The sequence below is a fragment of the Rhodanobacter sp. 7MK24 genome (assembly GCF_014842995.1).
Lineage (GTDB): Bacteria > Pseudomonadota > Gammaproteobacteria > Xanthomonadales > Rhodanobacteraceae > Rhodanobacter_A.
Window position 1 is genome coordinate 48477 of the sequence record NZ_JACYXL010000002.1, and the last position, 15542, is coordinate 64018.

Consider the following 15542-nt stretch of genomic DNA (forward strand, 5'->3'; position numbering starts at 1 on the left):
CCGGCTTGCGCCGGCCCTTGCCACTTATTTCGTGCCGCCTTTCGGCGCGTCCTTCAGGCCGCGGTTTTCCAGCATCGGCTCGATGCTGGGATCCTGGCCGCGCCAGTCCTTGTAGAGCTTGGACAATTCCACGGTGTTGCCGCGCGAGAGGATCATGTCGCGGAAGCGCTGGCCGTTTTCGGCGGTAAGGCCGCCGTGTTCGCTGAAGCCCTGGAAGGCATCGTCGGCCAGCATCTGCGTCCACAGGTAGGCGTAGTAGCCGGCGGAGTAGCCGTTGCTCCAGATGTGCAGGAAGTAGCTGGAGCGGTAGCGCGGCGGCACGTAGCTGAGGTCCACGCCGTCCTTCTTCAGCGATTCGGCCTCGAACTTGTCCGCGTCCTGCTTGGGCGCATCGGCGCCGAGCATGTGCCAGTTCATGTCGAGCATGGCGGCGGCCACCAGTTCGGTCATGGCATAGCCGCTGTTGAACTTGCCGGCCTTCTGCATCTTGTCCACCAGCGGCTGCGGCATCGGCGCACCGGTCTGGTAGTTCTTGGCGAAGTTCGCGAACACCTTGGGATTGCTGGCCCAGTGCTCGTTGAACTGCGACGGGAACTCCACGAAGTCGCGCGCGGTGGCGGTGCCGGACAGGCTGGGGTACTGCTCGTCGGCGAACATGCCGTGCAGGCCGTGGCCGAACTCATGGAACATGGTGATCACGTCGTCCCATGACAGCAGCGCGGGCTGGCCAGCCGCAGGCTTGGTGAAGTTGGCGACGTTGTAGATCACCGGCTTGGTGCCGAGCAGCTTGGACTGGCCGACGAAGTTGTCCATCCAGGCGCCGCCGTTCTTGTTGTCGCGCTTGAAGTAGTCGCAGTACCACAGCGCCAGCGACTTGCCGTCCTTGTCGAACACTTCGAACACGCGCACGTCCGGGTTGTATACCGGGATGTCGTGGCGCTCCTTGAAGGTGAGGCCGTAGAGCTGGTTGGCGGCGTAGAACACGCCGTTCTGCAGCACGTTGTCCAGCTCGAAATACGGCTTGATCTGCGACTCGTCGAGGTCGTACTTGGCCTTGCGCACCTGCTCGGCGTAGTACTGCCAGTCCCACGGCTCCAGCTTGAAGGTGGGCTGGTGCAGGGCAGCCTGGTCCTTGTCGATCTGCGCCTGGATATCGGCGGCCTCCTGCCTGGCGCGGGCCACGGCGGCCGGCGCCAGTTTCTCCATGAAGCCCATCGCGGCTTCCGGCGTCTTCGCCATCTGGTCCTGCAGCGTCCACGCGGCGTAGTTCGGAGAGCCCAGCAACTTGGCCTCCTGCGCACGCAGCTGCGCGAGCTGCTCGATGATGTCGCGGGTATCGTCGGCGTTGCCCTTCTCGGCACGGTTCCACGAAGCCTCGAACAGCGCCTTGCGGGTGTCGCGGTCCGTCAAGTACTGCAGCGCCGGCTGCTGCGTGGTGTTCTGCAGCACGACCACCCACTTGCCGGCCAGCCCGCGATCCTTGGCGGCTTGCGCGGCGGCGGCGATGTCCTCGTCCGGCAGCCCGGCCAGCTTGGCCTTGTCGTCCACCACCAGCGCGCCGTCCTTCGCGGCGGCGAGCAGCTTGTTGTTGAACTGCGCCTCCAGCGTGGATTCCTGCTGGTTGAGCGCCTTCAGCTTGGCCTTGTCGGCATCGGACAGCTTGGCGCCGTTGTGCACGAACTGGCGGTAGGTCACTTCGACCAGGCGCAAGGATTCGGGATCGAGCTTGAGCGTGTCGCGCTGGTCGTACACCTTCTGCACGCGGTCGAACAGCTTGCTGTCGAGGTACAGCTCATCCTGGTGCGCGGCGAGCTTGGGCGCCTCCTCTTCCTGCACCTTCTGCAGCGCGTCGTCGGTATTGGCCGAGGTGACGCCATTGAACGTCATCTCCACGCGGGTCAGCAGCGCGCCGCTCTTTTCCAGCGCCACATAGGTGTTGTCGAAGGTGGGGGCATCGGGGTTGTCTGCGATCTTCTGCCATTCGGCGAGCTGATCGGCCATGCCTTTCTCGATCGCCGGCTGGTAGTCGCCGTCCTTGATCTTGTCGAACTCCGGCGCCTGGAACGGCAGCGTGCTGGCGGCGAAGAACGGATTGGTGGCGTTCGTATCGGTCACGGCTGTGGCGCTCGCGGACTTGGCCGGCGCAGTGGAGGCCGGCGCCGGCTGGCTGGCCTCGTTCGAACCCTGCGAACAGGCGGCAAGGGCGATGCTGGTGGCGATGGCGAGGGTGCGTAGGCGGAGCATACGATTTTCCAGGTCGGTGCGCGCGAGGCGCAGGCAAAAGAGTCGTTAGCCGCCGAATGTAACGACAACACCGCTGTTTTTGCCAGCCGCAGCGCAGCGAACCGCCGTGTCAGCCGGGGCGCACATCGCGCAGTTGCCATGCCGCGCCGATCAGCCAGTTCAGGCGCTGGCGCAGCAGGCTCATCGGCAAAACGGTAAGCACGTCCACCTCGACGTGCAGGTCCGCCACGCGCGCCTGCACTTGCGCCTGACCATCCGTGGCGCCCAGCGAGGGATCGACCGCATCCGGATCCGGCTGTTTTGCGCACCAGTGCTCGAACAGCGTGCGGCTGCGCAGCGCCTCCTGCAGGGCCGCGGCGAAATCGCCGGGGCCGGCACCGCTCCAACTCAGCGCGGGATCGCTGCCCCGTGCCCGGGCGAGATCGGCGATGGAAAGGTAGTAATGGTTGCGGCTGGTCATGGTTTCTCCCTGCAGGTGTTCACCAGCATGCGCACGGCCCGGCATGCCGGATGTGAATCAATCAGCCAGTCCGGCCAGGTCGAGCCCGGTTGCTGCCCGCGCCGGCGCCACGCCATGCGGCAACACGCCGAGGCAGGGCGCGGGCAGCAGTTCACGCAGGGTGGCAAGGTTTTCCTCCACCGCCTCCATCGCAGGATCAACGCGATTGGCGATCCAGCCGACGAGGCGGCAGCCATCGGCACGAATCGCCTCCGCGCTGAGCAGCGCGTGATTGAGGCAACCCAGGCGCATGCCCACCACCAGAATCACCGGCAAATCCCACTGCTTCGGAATGTCGGAAGCGAACAGGCCAGGCGCCAGCGGAACGCGCCAACCGCCCACCCCTTCCACTACGACGGCGTCGTGTCCAGCGCACAACGCATCGAATGCGGCGCGCAAGGGCGGCAACGCGATCGTCGTGCCTGCGTGCGCCGCAGCCAGATGCGGTGACAAGGCATCGCGCAGCGCCACCGGGTTGCTCTGCGCATACGCCGGCAGCGGCGTGCTGCTGGCCGCGCGCAACGCCAGTGCGTCCTCGTTCTGCAAACCCTGTGGCGTCTCGACGCAACCGCTGGCCACCGGCTTCATGCCGGTGGCGCGCAGGCCCGAAGCGCGCAGCGCATGCAGCACGGCGCACGAGGCATGTGTCTTGCCGATGCCGGTATCGGTGCCGGCGACGAACAGTGCCGCGCTCATCCGGCAGGATGCCGGCGCTTGTACCACGTGGTCACCGGACCGATCAGGCCAAGCAGGACATATTCGAAGCCCGCCAGCGACAGCAACCCTTCGGGAACCAACAGTGCAGTGAGCGCCGAGAGCACCCCGATCGCAGTCGGAACGGCCCACGACACCATTCTGATGCCGGCCCGTCGGCGCTCCTCGCTGCCTGCAGGCCACAGGCGTGCGGCGTGCCGGAAGAGCAGAGTCAAGGTGCCGGCCATGGAGGTATAGGCAAGGCCGTAGCAGACGAACATCGTCCGTGCCTCGCTGGACAGCTGCACCGCGACATCGCTGGAGAGCACGCCGCCGCTGAAGCCATAGCACGCCGAGCCGTACACCATGTGCAACGGATAGACGAAGATCAGCGCGAAGAAAACCAGCAGCAGCGACAACAACAGGCCGGTCCGCGTGGCTCGCGTGCACAGGTGGCGCCACTGCACATGGCCGTGCCACATCCAGGCGATCTGCGCGAAGCACAACGCCGCCGCCGGTACACCGGCCAGGATATGCAGCAACTTCTCCGCCGTGTTCGGGATGGTTTCGCCACCGATTGCCAGCAAGGTCAACGTGAACGCGAACGCGCCGTCCACGAACATGTCCAGCCGCCCTGCCTCGATGCCTTCGCGATGTTCAACCAAGCTCATGCGCAGTCCTGTCCGTAACGACACGCGCATAATACGGACTTTGCCAGCGGATCCATGCCATGTTCGAAGTGAAAGCACAGGCCCATGCGGACAAGCGGGAGCATTACGCCGACCTCGTGCAGCAGGCGCGCGGCCTGATGGCCGGCGAGCGCGACCTGATCGCGAACGCAGCGAATTTCTCTGCGCTGCTGTTCCACACCCTGCCCGACCTCAACTGGGCCGGCTTCTACCTGTACGACGGCAACGAACTGGTGGTCGGCCCGTTCCAGGGCAAGCCGGCCTGCATCCGCATCGCATTGGGCCGTGGCGTGTGCGGTACCGCCGCGCAGACGCGGCAGACGCAGGTGGTGCGCGACGTCAACGCGTTCGACGGCCACATCGCCTGCGACGCCGCCTCGCAGTCGGAGATCGTGGTACCGCTGGTGAAGTCCGACGGCAGCCTGCTCGGCGTATGGGATGTGGACAGTCCGCACGTGGCGCGCTTCGACGAGGACGACCGCGCCGGCATGGAGGCTCTGTGCGCGGTGTTCATGGAGCTCGCCGCGGCATAACGCCGCGCCTCATGCCGTCGGCATCAGCCGCGCGGCGTGCGCAACAACTCCACCACCCGTGCACGCGCCTCGTCCACGCCGGTGTTCGCGGGCGAGGAAAACACCTGCGCGGTGGCGTGCAGGCCGTCGGGAAAGCTCTTGCGCATCGCCGCCAGCGCCTGCGCAGCCTGATTGCGCGAAAGCTTGTCGGCCTTGGTCAGCAAGAGATGGCAGGGCAGGCCGGTGGCGAAGCAGAAGTCCAGCATCATCCGGTCGAATTCCTTGAGCGGATGACGGATATCGGCGATCAGCACCACGCCGCGCAGGCTCTCCCGACGATGCAGATAGGCATCGATCTCCTGCTTCCAGTGCGCGCGCAGTTCCTCCGGCACCTTGGCGTAGCCGTAGCCGGGCAGGTCGATCAGGCGCGCGACCAGCGGCGCCTCCCCGTCGCCCTGCGCCAGCGGTGGCAACGCGAACGCCACCATCTGCTGGGTGCGGCCGGGCGTCTTGGAGGTGCGCGCCAGCCCCTTGTGGCCGGTGAGCGTGTTGAGCGCGCTGGACTTGCCGGCGTTGGAGCGCCCGGCAAACGCCACCTCGGCGCCCTGGTCGGCAGGCAGCTGGTTGACGCGGTGGGCGGCGAGCACGAATTGCGCGCCTTGCAGGAGGTTGGGCATGGTTTGACCGGAGCGCGAAGGCATGGGGATAATCCGACGGTTTCTGCCCGTGGCGCCGATACCGACCGGCGATGGCAGCCTTCGACAGTTTCTGAGAGGGGAAGTGTATGGGTTTTCGGTTCGCAGGTTTTCGACCCGCTGCGCTGGGCTACGCCGCAGTCCTGATCTTCGCCTTGAGCGCGAGCGGGGTGGCGGCGCAGTCCGCGCCGGCCAAAGCCACCACGGCCGCCAACCCTGCCGCCGCCACACCGGCCGCCCCGACCACCACGGCTGCTGCTGCGCCCGCCGCCGCTGAAGCCGCGGCCAAGCCTGGCGATGCCACTGCGGGCCAGGCCAAGGCCGCCGCCTGCGGCGCCTGCCACGGCATGGACGGCAACTCCACCGATCCGCAGTACCCCAAGCTGGCCGGCCAGAGCGAGCAGTACATCGTTCGCCAGCTCGAGAACTTCAAGAGCGGCAAGCGCCAGAACCCGATCATGCTCGGCATGGCCACGCCGCTGTCCGAGCAGGACATGCACGACGTCGGCGCCTACTTCGCCAGCAAGACCGCCCTGCCCGGTGTGGCCGACCAGGCGCTGGTCGAGCGTGGCCAGCAGTTGTTCCGCGAAGGCGACGTCACGCGCGGCATTCCCGCCTGCATGGCCTGCCATAGCGCCGACGGCCGCGGCAATCCTGGCGCGGAGTATCCGCAACTGGAAAGCCAGCACGCGCAATACATCGAAGCCCAGCTCAAGGCCTGGCACGACGGCAATGCCTGGGGCACGGACGCGCACTCGCAGATCATGCCCAGCATTGCCCAGAAACTGAATGCGAACGACATCGCCGCCGTGGCCAGCTATATCGAGGGCCTGCACCCGGCCGCCGTCGATCCGCAACAGGCCGCCTCGCCCTGACCGACTCCCGGGCGCACCGGCCCATGCCGGCGTGCCCTTCCTGCTTCGCCCATCCCCGAGGTAATCCCATGTTGAAGCGTCTGCCGTTCCTGTGCGCCGCCCTGCTGGCGCTGGCCGCCTGCGGCCAATCCACCGACAACGGCACCGCCGCGCCAGCCACCACCAGCACCGCTGCTACCACGCCTGCGGCACCCACCACCGCTCCGGCTCCCGCCAGCACGGCTCCGACCAGTGCCGCCCCGGCAGCGAACACCAGCACCGCCGCTCCGGCAGCAGCCGCCACCGCCGCCGCCACGCCCGCCGCGCCGCCGGCCCAACCGTTCGTGGACAACGGCCAGTGGGTCGAGGGCAAGGATTACTTCCGCATCGATCCGGCCCAACCGAAGTACATCCCCACCGACAAGATCGAAGTGGTGGAAGTGTTCTCCTACGCTTGCCCGGCCTGCAACGCCTTCCACGACGCGATGGATCAGATCGAGAAGAGCCTGCCGTCGAACGCTGTGGTGCATTACCTGCCCGCCGCATTCCGCCCCGACGAAAACTGGCCGGTGTATCAGCGCGCCTACTTCGCTGCCGAGGCGCTTGGCGTGCGCGCCAAGGCCCACGATGCGTTCTTCGACGCCACCTGGAAGACTGGTGAGACGGCCACCTACGACCTGTCCACCGGCCAGCCCAAGCCCAAGGCTGCATGGCCGACGATCGATGACATTGCAAAGTTCTATGCCAAGTTTGGCGCAGACCCCAAGGAGTTCGTGGCGGTGGCCAACTCTTTCACCGTGAACACCAAGATGAAGCAGGCTGATGATGTTATGAAAGCCTATGGCGTGGGTGGCACTCCCACTATCGTGGTGGATGGCAAATACCGTTTCTCGCCTTCGGATGTGCATTCCGTGCAGCGCGCAATCGAGCTGACCCAGTGGTTGGTAGCCAAGGAAGCCGCCGGCAAGTAAGCCTGCGGCCATCCGACCTCTCCCTAATTGCCTTGCCGAGTATTTCCGTGATGAAACATCTCGCCCGACTGCGCACCCTGAGCCTGTTCGCCGGCCTGTTGCTGGCCACCGCCTGCACCGCGCAATCCAGCACCGACGGGTCTGCGCCCTACACCGAAGGCGACCAGTACGTCACCTTGCCTGGCCCGCACCAGCGTTACAGCAACCTGGGCAAGGTGGAGGTGGCCGAGGTTTTTTCGTACGGCTGCATTCATTGCGCCGAGTTTTCGCCCATCGCCGACAAGCTGAAGAAATCGCTGCCCGCAGGCGTGAAGTTCGAACTCGTGCCGGCCCCCTTCAGCGACGAGTGGTTGCCGTACGCACGCGCCTACTACGCGGCAGACAAGCTGGGTGTGGTGGACAGCACCCACCTGCAGCTGTTCCAGGAAAAATTCGTCCAGCACTACCCGATGAACTCGCTGGACGAGCTTGCCGATTTCTACGCGCGCCATGGAGTGAACCGCGATACCTTCATGAGCCTCGCCACCTCCGATGCGGCCACCACCAAGCTGAAAGCCGACCTGGCACTGATTCGCACCTGGGGCGTCGACGGCACGCCGAGCATCGTGATCGACGGCAAGTACCGCGTCACCAACGTGAAGACCCTGGACGAACTTTCCGCCATCACCCAATGGCTGGCCAAGCGCGAACTGGACGAAGTGAACAAGGGCGGCAAGTGACGCCCTGATCGAAGCCGCCGCGGAGATTCACGTCCGCGGCGACCTTGTGCGTGTACCGTACACAGCCCCATGGAACGTGCCACGCCAGCCCCCAAAGAACGCCGCCTGCGCCTGCTGAGCTGCAACATCCTCGCCGGCGCCAGCGTGCAGCGTTATAGCGAATACGTCACCCGCAGCCTCAACGCCGTGCTGCCGGGACGCGCCAAGATCGCCAACCTCGACAGCCTCGCCGCCCTGCTGCCGCAGTTCGACGTGGTCGGCTTGCAGGAAGCGGACGCCGGCAGCCTGCGTTCCGGCTTCCTCAATCAGACGCGCTACCTCGCCGAAGCCGCTGGCATGCCGTACTGGAGCCACCAGCCGAACCGCCCCGTGGCCGGGTTGTCGCACACCGCGAACGGCCTGATCAGTCGCATCGAACCCAGCATGGTGCTGGACTATCCATTGCCCGGCCGCGGCCGTGGCGCCTTGCTGGCGCGCTTCGGCACCGGCAAGCACACGCTGGCCGTGGTCATCGCCCACCTCTCGCTGGGTGCCGCTTCGCGCGCGCGGCAACTGGGCTTCATCACCGAGATACTGGAAGACCAGCCGCACGCCGTGCTGATGGGCGACCTCAACACCGATGTCGAAAGCCCCGAAATGCGCCGGTTGTTCGCACGCTCGCGGCTGCAGCCACCCGCACAGGCCACGCCCACCTTCCCGAGCTGGAGGCCGAAGCGGGCGCTGGATCACATCCTTGCCTCGCCCACGGTGGTGCTGGAGAAGGTATGGACGCTGCCGCAGGCGTTTTCGGATCATCTCGCGCTGGCGGCGGAAATCCACCTGCCCGCGCATACCGGAGAACACGGATGAAGATACGCAAACTGCTTCCCTGGCTGCTGATCGCGCTGGCCGGCTTGGGTGCGGCATGGCTGCGCTATGGCCTGATCGAACAGCCGGCATTCGCGGAGCTCTGCACGGCGGCGCAGGCGCCCGCGTGGTGCGCGCTGCGACAGGGACTGGTGGTTGGTTTCCTGCACGACGTGTACGGCATCGCGGCCGTCGTCCTCGCCGCCCTGGCACTGCTGCGCCGCTCGTCCGGATGGGCATGCCTGGCCGCGATGCTGGGCGCATTCGCGCTGCAGCTCTACAACTACGAGCCAGGCGCACTGGCGCTGCTGGTCGGCTGCCTGCGCCTCGTGCACCTGCAGGGCGCAAGCAACAGGCAAGCGACGGCTATACCCGCCCGGTGACCGGAATCAGCGCGCCGGTAATCGCGCTGGCCGCGCCGGACAGCAGGAACACGATCACGCCCGCGAGCTGCTCGGGCTTCACCCAGCGCTCGAAATCCGCGTCGGGCATGTCGGCACGGTTCGGCGGGGTGTCGATGATGCTGGGCAACAGCGCGTTGACCGTGATGCCGCGCGGCTTGAGTTCCTCGGCCAGCGATTCGGTGAGGCGCATCACGCCGGCCTTGGACGCGGTATAGGCACCCACGCCGGCACCGGCCTTCAGCGCGGAATTCGCGCCGATGTTGACGATGCGTCCATGCCCGTCGGGCAGGTGCGCCAGTGCGGCCTTGCTCGCCGCCACCGCAGTGCGCAGGTTGACCCGGTAGAGCAGGTCCCAGGTGTCGGGGTCGCCGTCGGCCAGCGTCTCCCAGCGGAAGGTGCCGGCGATGTTCACCAGCGCGTCGATACCACCCAGCGCCTCGGCGGCGGCATCGATGGCACGTTTCGCCTCGGTGGTGCCGGAAAGATCCACTCCGCCGAAACCATGCGCCGCACCCAGGTTCGCCGGCACCGGCGCGCGGTCGATCGCCGCTACCTGCGCGCCCGCGTCCAGCGCGGCGCGCACCATCGCCGCCCCCAGCGTGCCGAAGGCACCGGTCACCACGATGCGTTGCTTGTCGAGGCGCATGTCCATCCTTCCATTCAAGGGGAGTCGCCGAGCATAACCGGCACGGCCCGCGCGCGTCGCCATGCGGCGAACACCGACGCGGCGATCGAGACATTGAACAACAACCAGAGCCAGGTCACCGGGTTTTCGCCCAACTCCAGCGCTACCACCGCGCCACCCAGCACGGGCAGCCACGCGGCGAGAAACAGCGCTTCGCGCGAGGGCATGCGCCTGCGCTCGTCCAGCCATGCGGTCAGCGCATAACCCGCGCAGGGCAGGGCGAACACGCCCAACGGAAAATCGCGGTAGCGGCCATCGAACACCAGCAGCAGACCGTACAGCGCCAGCACGAACAACCAGGCGTTGCGCAACCGGCCTGCCGGCGCCGGCTTGAACGGCGCGCCCGCCAGCCGTCCCGCCAGCCAGCTCGCCAGCCGCAACGCGGTGAACAACGCGACCAGGCATGCGGCAACGGAGACCGACCACTCCCACGCACCGTGGCATGCGTAAATCATCTGGCGGATCTGCCACGCCATCGCGGTGCCGCTGGCAAAACCGGCCACTCCGAGCGCGAGCCAGCCACGCCGCCGCTGCCAGTGCCGGCGGCGCAAACCCGCCAGCACGAACAACAGCGCACACACCGCGCCGCCCAGCCACCCAAGCCACCACTGTTGGACTTCGACCACCGGCCCCTGCATCGCGAACTTGGGCCGCGCATGCGTATCGAAGATGCCCCAGTAGCCACCTACCGTGCCTTCCTGCGCGCGCTTCCACGGCAGATCGAAAGCTTCGATCACGTTGTACGGCAGATCGACCTTGCCGGCGTAAGCAAGGAATTCACGCAGGTAGCGCGCCTCGTTCACCACGCTGGCGGCTGCGCCACGGCGCTGCCGGCCTTCGCTCGGCCAGCCGGTTTCGCCGATCATCACGCGCTTGCCGGGAAACGCTTGCCGTACTTTCGCGTACACGTCCGCCACATGCTGGATCGCACGCTCGGGCGGCACCGGCTGGTCTTCCCAATAAGGCAGGATGTGGATGGTGATGTAGTCCACCGTGCTGGCGAGCTGCGGGTGGCGCAACCAGAACTCCCATACATCGGCGTAGCTCACCGGGATCGACGCAGGCAGCGCCGCGCGCACTTCACGGATGTAGCCAGCCAACACCGCTTCGGACAGGTCGCCGCGCAACAGCACCTCGTTGCCCACGATCACCGCGCGCAACACCTGCGGATACTTGCGTGCGGTGGCGACGCCCAACTCGATCTGCCTGGCGTTCGCCCTGGCATCGCTTCCCAGCCAGATGCCCATCAGCACCTGCATGTGATGGCGCGCGGCGATCTCCGGCACGGCGGAAAGGCCCTGCCCCTGCGAATACGTGCGCACGCAGTCGAAGCGCTGCGACAACGCACTCAGGTCGGCATCGATGCGCTCGGGAGGGATGAAGGCATTCACGTCGTAGGGCGTCTCGCCTTCGAGCCGGAACGGCTGATAGGACACGCAGGCGATGCGCGCGGACGGCGCATCCGGCAAAGCGACCGGGCGGCCGAGCAGCCACCACCGGGCCGCGCCTGCGAGCGCGAGCAGTGCCAGCACCGACCAGGCAACAAGGCGACGGCCGCGGGACAAGGGTGGGAACGACATGCGAGCCTGCAAAGGGCGGAAGCGGATGCGTCAGCTTATCAGGCATGCGCGGAACCTCGGCCCATGCGCGAGGCGGTGTTTCCGGCTGCATCCACTACAATCCGCACAGGGATCACCGAGGAGTTTTCATGTTCGCGAAGGCCGCGCCCCGGCGCCACTCCCTCACCGTACTGATTGCGTGCTGCAGCCTGCTCGTCAGCTTGGGTGCACGCGCCGCCGCTTCCATCGATACCCAGCGCGCCGCCTTCAAGCAAGCCTGGGCAGCGGCCCAGCAAGGCGGCGACGGCTGGCACATATGGGACGCACAACTGCGCAGCTACCCGCTCTACCCCTACCTGCCCGCTGCCGCGCTGGAGCACGACATCCAGCAGATCGACCTGCCCACGGTGCAGGCCTATCTGGCCCAGTACCCCGACCTGATTCCCGCGCAGGACCTGCGCCGCGACTTCCTGCTGGAACTCGCGCGCCGCCAGGACTGGAACGGCTTCCTCGCGTTGTATCAGCCCGGCACGAACGACACGCTCGCCTGCGATGCCCTGCAGGCGCGCATGGCCAACGGCGCCGCGCTGGATTTCGACCGCGATCTCGCCGTGCTGTGGGCCAAGCCCGAGCTGCCCGGTGCCTGCACTCCCGTGCTGCAGGCCGCGCAGGAACAAGGCCTGCTGACCACGCCGCGCCTGTGGTCGCGCATCGAGCGCGCCGCCGATGCCGGCAAGGGTGGCACCATTTCCGTACTGGCCGCCTGGCTGCCCGCGCCGCAGAACCAGGAAGCGCAATGGCTGGCGCAGGCGCTGCGCGATCCGCAGTCTGCCGTGGCCGCCGCGGCGAACTGGCCCGACACCGCGCATGCGCGCCTGGCGGCATCGCTGGCGCTGCAAAGCATGGCGCGGCGCGATACCGATAACGCCGACGCTGCGTGGCAGCAACTGCAGACGCACCTCAGCTTCAGCGCCAGCCAGCGCGATGCGATCCGGCGCACGCTGGCGATCTTCCACGCCAGCGACTACGACCCCGACGCGCTGCAACAGTTGCTCGCCCTGCCCGCCTCCGCGCAAACCGCCACCACCCGCGAATGGCGCGTGCGCGTGGCGCTGGCCGCCCAGGACTGGCCCGGCGTGCTGGCAGGCATCGCGGCCATGCCGACGGATCAACAGCAGGGCGACGAATGGCGCTGGTTCCGCGCACGCGCCCTGGCCGCCACCGGCCATGCCGAGCAGGCGCAGGCCATCTACGCCGACCTTGCGAAACAGACCACGTTCTTCGGATACCTCGCCGCCGACCAGGCCAACCAGCCCTACGCGATCTGCCCGCGGGCGCCGATCGACGATCCGCAACAGGAACAGGCGCTGCTGGAGCAGCCTGGCCTGCAGCGTGCCTTCGAATTGTTCGCGGTGGGCTTGCAGAAGCTGGCGCGGCGCGAGTGGGCGCGCGCACTCGACGGCAGCGACGAACGCACGCAGGTGCTGGCCGTGGAACTCGCCGATGCCCGCGGCTGGTACGACCGCGCCGCGTTCACGCTCAATCATGGCGAGGCGATGCATTACTACACGCTGCGCCTGCCGCTGGACAGCCAGATCGGCGTGGTGGAACAGGCCAAGCAATCCGGCATCGATCCCGCCTGGGCTTACGGCATCCTGCGCTCCGAAAGCGCGTGGATGAGCGACGCACGCTCGGGGGCCGATGCGCGTGGCCTGATGCAGCTGGTCCCCAGCTCGGCAGCGGCAGTCGCCCGCAGCAACGGCATGGCGTGGACCGGCGGCGACAGCCTGTACGACCCGGCGACCAATGTCGCCCTGGGCACGCGCTACCTTTCGCAACTTGCGGAGCGCTACAACGGCGCGCCCTGGCTCGCCAGCGCCGCCTACAATGCCGGCCCCAGCCGGCTGAACCAATGGCTTGCAGCGCGAGGTTCGCTGGCGCCCGATCTGTTCATCGCCACCATGCCGTTCAAGGAAACCCGCGAATACGTGGCCCGCGTGATGGACTACAGCCTGATGTACGACTGGCGCCTGCATGGCAACGCCCTGTCGATCGCCACCCGACTCACCCCGATCGGCCAGCTCTATGCGCTGCCGAACAGCATGACGCCGCGCAAAGCGGTGGATTGCCCGGTAGTGGCGGCGGCTCCGGCGCAGGCAGGCTCGGTGCAGGCACCGGCATCGCCAGCTGCAGACAGGACCGGCCAACCAGCAGGAAATTAGGGCCCGTTCGTTCCTTCGAACTTCGAGACGATCGCATGACCAAACTTGAGTCGATGAAAGCATCAGCCGCCGCGAGCGTGGTCTTAGGAACGGTCCTGCTGCTGGCATGCCATACGGTCGTCGCCTCGTCCGACGGACAGGACATGGCGAAGATCGCGGCCGCCGATCAGGCGGACCGCACATCGGGGCCGAACAAGATCGACTGGGATGTCGTCGGGAAGCGCGACGCCGCCCGCTGTGCCGAGGTGATGCAACTGCTGGGCTCCGGACAAATGCGCACCGCTGAAGATTTCTCCAATGCGGCGCTGGTCTTCCAGCACGGCGATTCCGTGCAGGACACGCAACTGGCACTGGCATTGGCCACCGTGGCGTCCCGCATGGATCCGTCCAACCAGGCCGCCAGGCAGCTCGTGGCCGATGCCTGGGACCGCATCATGGTCCGGTCCGGCAAGCCGCAATGGTACGGAACCCAGTTCGTACGCTCAAAAACGACAGGGAAGTGGGAACTCTACCCAACCGATCCGAATGTGGTGTCCGATGCACAAAGGTCGGCGATGGGCATTCCCACGCTGGAAGAGGACAAGGCGCACCTGGCCGAAATCAACAAGTGACCCGATAGCGGCTCCGGACCGCGCATCGGGTGCCGGCGCGCCATGCCACAATCCCTTCCATGCGCATCTATCTCGTCGGCGGCGCGGTCCGCGACAAGTTGCTGGGAAGGCCGGAGGGCGACCGCGATTACGTGGTGACGGATGCGCACCCGGACGATCTGCTGGCTCTGGGTTATCGACCGGTGGGCAAAGACTTTCCCGTATTCCTGCACCCGCAGACCGGCGAGGAATACGCGCTGGCGCGCACCGAGCGCAAGAGCGGGCACGGCTACCACGGCTTCCTGTTCCAGGCCGATCCGTCGGTGACGCTGGAACAGGATCTGGCGCGGCGCGACCTCACCATCAATGCCATCGCGCAGGACGAAGACGGCACGCTGATCGACCCTTACGGCGGCACGCGCGACATCGAGGCGCGCGTGCTGCGCCATGTCTCGCCGGCCTTCGCGGAAGACCCCGTACGCCTGCTGCGTGTGGCGCGCTTTGCCGCACGCTTCGCGCCGCTGGGTTTCCGCGTGGCTGACGAGACGATGGCGTTGCTGCGGCATATGGTGGCCGAGGGCGAGGTGGATCACCTGGTACCCGAACGGGTGTGGGCGGAGACGCGCAAGGCGCTGAACGAGCTGCAGCCTTCCGCCTTCCTGCGCGTGCTGCGCGAAGCGGGAGCGCTGCGCATACTGTTTCCCGAAGTCGATGCTTTGTACGGCGTACCGCAACGCGCCGAGTTCCATCCCGAGATCGACACCGGCGTTCATGTGGAAATGGTGCTGGATGCGGCGGCGGCGATTGCGCCGGGCGACGACCTGGTGGGTTTTTGCGCACTCACCCACGATCTCGGCAAGGCGCTGACGCCGGCCGACGAACTGCCGCGCCACGTGATGCACGAGCAGCGCGGCGTCGCGCCGCTACGCACGCTGGCAGCGCGACTGAAGGTGCCCGCCGAACATGCCACCCTGGCCGAACTGGTGTGCCGCGAACACCTCAATGCGCATCGCGCGCTGGAATTGAAGCCGGCCACGGTGCTGAAGCTGCTCGCCGTGCTGGATGCGCTGCGCCGGCCCGAGCGACTGGAAACCTTCCTCGCCGCCTGCCTCGCCGACAAGCGTGGCCGCCTGGGTCACGAGCATGACGATTACCCGCAGGCCACGTATCTGCGGCAAGCCCGCGAGGCCGCAGCAGCGGTGACCGCGGCGCCGTTCGTGGCGCAAGGACTGGCTGGCCCGGCGATAGGTGTGGCGATGGAACAGGCGCGCGTCGCGGCGATCGCCAAAATGAAACTATGTAACATCTAAGCCGATGCGGGTATAACGCCTTCGGGACGCCAGCCCGTGCCGTTCCTCCG

Annotated in this window: 16 protein-coding genes; 9 read left to right on the forward strand and 7 right to left on the reverse strand. The window is 67.0% G+C overall.

The features are described 5' to 3' along the window. Positions 1–24: 24 nt before the first annotated feature. The 4 genes from dcp to IHE49_RS05045 all read right to left on the reverse strand — a co-directional run bounded on the left by dcp (position 25) and on the right by IHE49_RS05045 (position 4107). On the reverse strand, positions 25–2244 hold the full coding sequence (gene dcp, locus IHE49_RS05030; protein ID WP_192155554.1) for a peptidyl-dipeptidase Dcp: 2220 nt from the start codon (positions 2242–2244) through the stop codon (positions 25–27). Between the two features lie 109 nt (positions 2245–2353). Next, positions 2354–2704 (reverse strand): hypothetical protein, encoded by a 351-nt coding sequence (locus IHE49_RS05035; RefSeq protein WP_192155556.1) that lies wholly within the window; start codon positions 2702–2704, stop codon positions 2354–2356. 57 nt (positions 2705–2761) lie between these two features. Continuing rightward, the gene (gene bioD / locus IHE49_RS05040) at positions 2762–3439 is read right to left on the reverse strand and encodes a dethiobiotin synthase (protein WP_192155558.1); all 678 of its coding nucleotides are present in this window, start codon (positions 3437–3439) and stop codon (positions 2762–2764) included. Then, positions 3436–4107, reverse strand: a complete 672-nt coding sequence (locus IHE49_RS05045) for a TMEM175 family protein (RefSeq protein WP_192155560.1) — start codon at positions 4105–4107, stop codon at positions 3436–3438. Before IHE49_RS05045 ends, bioD begins: the two co-directional genes overlap by 4 nt. Before the next feature lie 59 nt (positions 4108–4166). Between IHE49_RS05045 and IHE49_RS05050 the strand changes: the two genes are divergently transcribed. Then, a complete protein-coding gene (locus tag IHE49_RS05050) occupies positions 4167–4658 on the forward strand; it encodes a GAF domain-containing protein (protein ID WP_192155562.1) in 492 nt (163 codons plus the stop codon). A 23-nt stretch (positions 4659–4681) separates the two neighbouring features. On the opposite strand, the gene yihA is transcribed toward IHE49_RS05050, so the two are convergent. Beyond that, the gene (gene yihA / locus IHE49_RS05055) at positions 4682–5314 is read right to left on the reverse strand and encodes a ribosome biogenesis GTP-binding protein YihA/YsxC (protein ID WP_192156070.1); all 633 of its coding nucleotides are present in this window, start codon (positions 5312–5314) and stop codon (positions 4682–4684) included. Between the two features lie 107 nt (positions 5315–5421). Here yihA and IHE49_RS05060 point away from each other — a divergent pair, with 107 nt between their 5' ends. The 5 genes from IHE49_RS05060 (at position 5422) to IHE49_RS05080 (ending at position 9105) form a co-directional block, all read left to right on the forward strand. Next, a complete protein-coding gene (locus IHE49_RS05060; RefSeq protein ID WP_192155564.1) occupies positions 5422–6207 on the forward strand; it encodes a c-type cytochrome in 786 nt (261 codons plus the stop codon). 68 nt (positions 6208–6275) lie between these two features. Beyond that, positions 6276–7157 (forward strand): thiol:disulfide interchange protein DsbA/DsbL, encoded by an 882-nt coding sequence (locus tag IHE49_RS05065; RefSeq protein ID WP_192155566.1) that lies wholly within the window; start codon positions 6276–6278, stop codon positions 7155–7157. 47 nt (positions 7158–7204) lie between these two features. Next, positions 7205–7876, forward strand: a complete 672-nt coding sequence (locus tag IHE49_RS05070) for a thiol:disulfide interchange protein DsbA/DsbL (protein ID WP_192155568.1) — start codon at positions 7205–7207, stop codon at positions 7874–7876. A 69-nt stretch (positions 7877–7945) separates the two neighbouring features. Then, positions 7946–8725 carry an endonuclease/exonuclease/phosphatase family protein gene (locus IHE49_RS05075; protein WP_192155570.1) on the forward strand — a complete coding sequence of 260 codons (780 nt, stop codon included), beginning with the start codon at positions 7946–7948 and terminating at the stop codon, positions 8723–8725. Next, positions 8722–9105: a hypothetical protein gene (locus IHE49_RS05080; protein WP_192155572.1), complete on the forward strand. Its 384-nt coding sequence runs from the start codon at positions 8722–8724 to the stop codon at positions 9103–9105. Before IHE49_RS05075 ends, IHE49_RS05080 begins: the two co-directional genes overlap by 4 nt. Here the strand turns inward: IHE49_RS05080 and IHE49_RS05085 are convergent. Next, positions 9089–9772, reverse strand: a complete 684-nt coding sequence (locus tag IHE49_RS05085) for an SDR family NAD(P)-dependent oxidoreductase (protein ID WP_192155574.1) — start codon at positions 9770–9772, stop codon at positions 9089–9091. The two genes, IHE49_RS05080 and IHE49_RS05085, sit on opposite strands and share 17 nt — an antisense overlap. A 14-nt stretch (positions 9773–9786) precedes the next feature. Then, complete coding sequence (locus IHE49_RS05090; protein WP_192155576.1) at positions 9787–11391, reverse strand: glycoside hydrolase family 17; 1605 nt, start codon at positions 11389–11391, stop codon at positions 9787–9789. A gap of 128 nt (positions 11392–11519) precedes the next feature. Between IHE49_RS05090 and IHE49_RS05095 the strand changes: the two genes are divergently transcribed. From IHE49_RS05095 to IHE49_RS05105, 3 genes are read left to right on the forward strand one after another with little or no spacing between them, the layout of a single operon-like run. After that, positions 11520–13592, forward strand: coding sequence for a transglycosylase SLT domain-containing protein (locus IHE49_RS05095; protein WP_192155581.1), 2073 nt, complete (start codon positions 11520–11522; stop codon positions 13590–13592). A 35-nt stretch (positions 13593–13627) separates the two neighbouring features. Beyond that, the gene (locus IHE49_RS05100; protein WP_192155583.1) at positions 13628–14203 is read left to right on the forward strand and encodes a hypothetical protein; all 576 of its coding nucleotides are present in this window, start codon (positions 13628–13630) and stop codon (positions 14201–14203) included. A gap of 59 nt (positions 14204–14262) precedes the next feature. Continuing rightward, positions 14263–15492 (forward strand): multifunctional CCA addition/repair protein, encoded by a 1230-nt coding sequence (locus IHE49_RS05105; protein ID WP_192155585.1) that lies wholly within the window; start codon positions 14263–14265, stop codon positions 15490–15492. Positions 15493–15542 lie beyond the last annotated feature (50 nt).

Excerpts from the sequence above, each read along its gene's own strand:
- IHE49_RS05065 (WP_192155566.1), top strand. The coding sequence starts at position 6,276 with ATGTTGAAGCGTCTGCCGTTCCTGTGCGCCGCCCTGCTGGCGCTGGCC.
- IHE49_RS05095 (WP_192155581.1), top strand. The coding sequence starts at position 11,520 with ATGTTCGCGAAGGCCGCGCCCCGGCGCCACTCCCTCACCGTACTGATT.
- yihA (WP_192156070.1), bottom strand. The coding sequence starts at position 5,314 with ATGCCCAACCTCCTGCAAGGCGCGCAATTCGTGCTCGCCGCCCACCGC.
- IHE49_RS05075 (WP_192155570.1), top strand. The coding sequence starts at position 7,946 with ATGGAACGTGCCACGCCAGCCCCCAAAGAACGCCGCCTGCGCCTGCTG.
- IHE49_RS05100 (WP_192155583.1), top strand. The coding sequence starts at position 13,628 with ATGACCAAACTTGAGTCGATGAAAGCATCAGCCGCCGCGAGCGTGGTC.
- IHE49_RS05045 (WP_192155560.1), bottom strand. The coding sequence starts at position 4,107 with ATGAGCTTGGTTGAACATCGCGAAGGCATCGAGGCAGGGCGGCTGGAC.
- bioD (WP_192155558.1), bottom strand. The coding sequence starts at position 3,439 with ATGAGCGCGGCACTGTTCGTCGCCGGCACCGATACCGGCATCGGCAAG.
- IHE49_RS05080 (WP_192155572.1), top strand. The coding sequence starts at position 8,722 with ATGAAGATACGCAAACTGCTTCCCTGGCTGCTGATCGCGCTGGCCGGC.
- IHE49_RS05035 (WP_192155556.1), bottom strand. The coding sequence starts at position 2,704 with ATGACCAGCCGCAACCATTACTACCTTTCCATCGCCGATCTCGCCCGG.
- IHE49_RS05085 (WP_192155574.1), bottom strand. The coding sequence starts at position 9,772 with ATGCGCCTCGACAAGCAACGCATCGTGGTGACCGGTGCCTTCGGCACG.
- IHE49_RS05050 (WP_192155562.1), top strand. The coding sequence starts at position 4,167 with ATGTTCGAAGTGAAAGCACAGGCCCATGCGGACAAGCGGGAGCATTAC.
- dcp (WP_192155554.1), bottom strand. The coding sequence starts at position 2,244 with ATGCTCCGCCTACGCACCCTCGCCATCGCCACCAGCATCGCCCTTGCC.
- IHE49_RS05090 (WP_192155576.1), bottom strand. The coding sequence starts at position 11,391 with ATGTCGTTCCCACCCTTGTCCCGCGGCCGTCGCCTTGTTGCCTGGTCG.
- IHE49_RS05060 (WP_192155564.1), top strand. The coding sequence starts at position 5,422 with ATGGGTTTTCGGTTCGCAGGTTTTCGACCCGCTGCGCTGGGCTACGCC.
- IHE49_RS05105 (WP_192155585.1), top strand. The coding sequence starts at position 14,263 with ATGCGCATCTATCTCGTCGGCGGCGCGGTCCGCGACAAGTTGCTGGGA.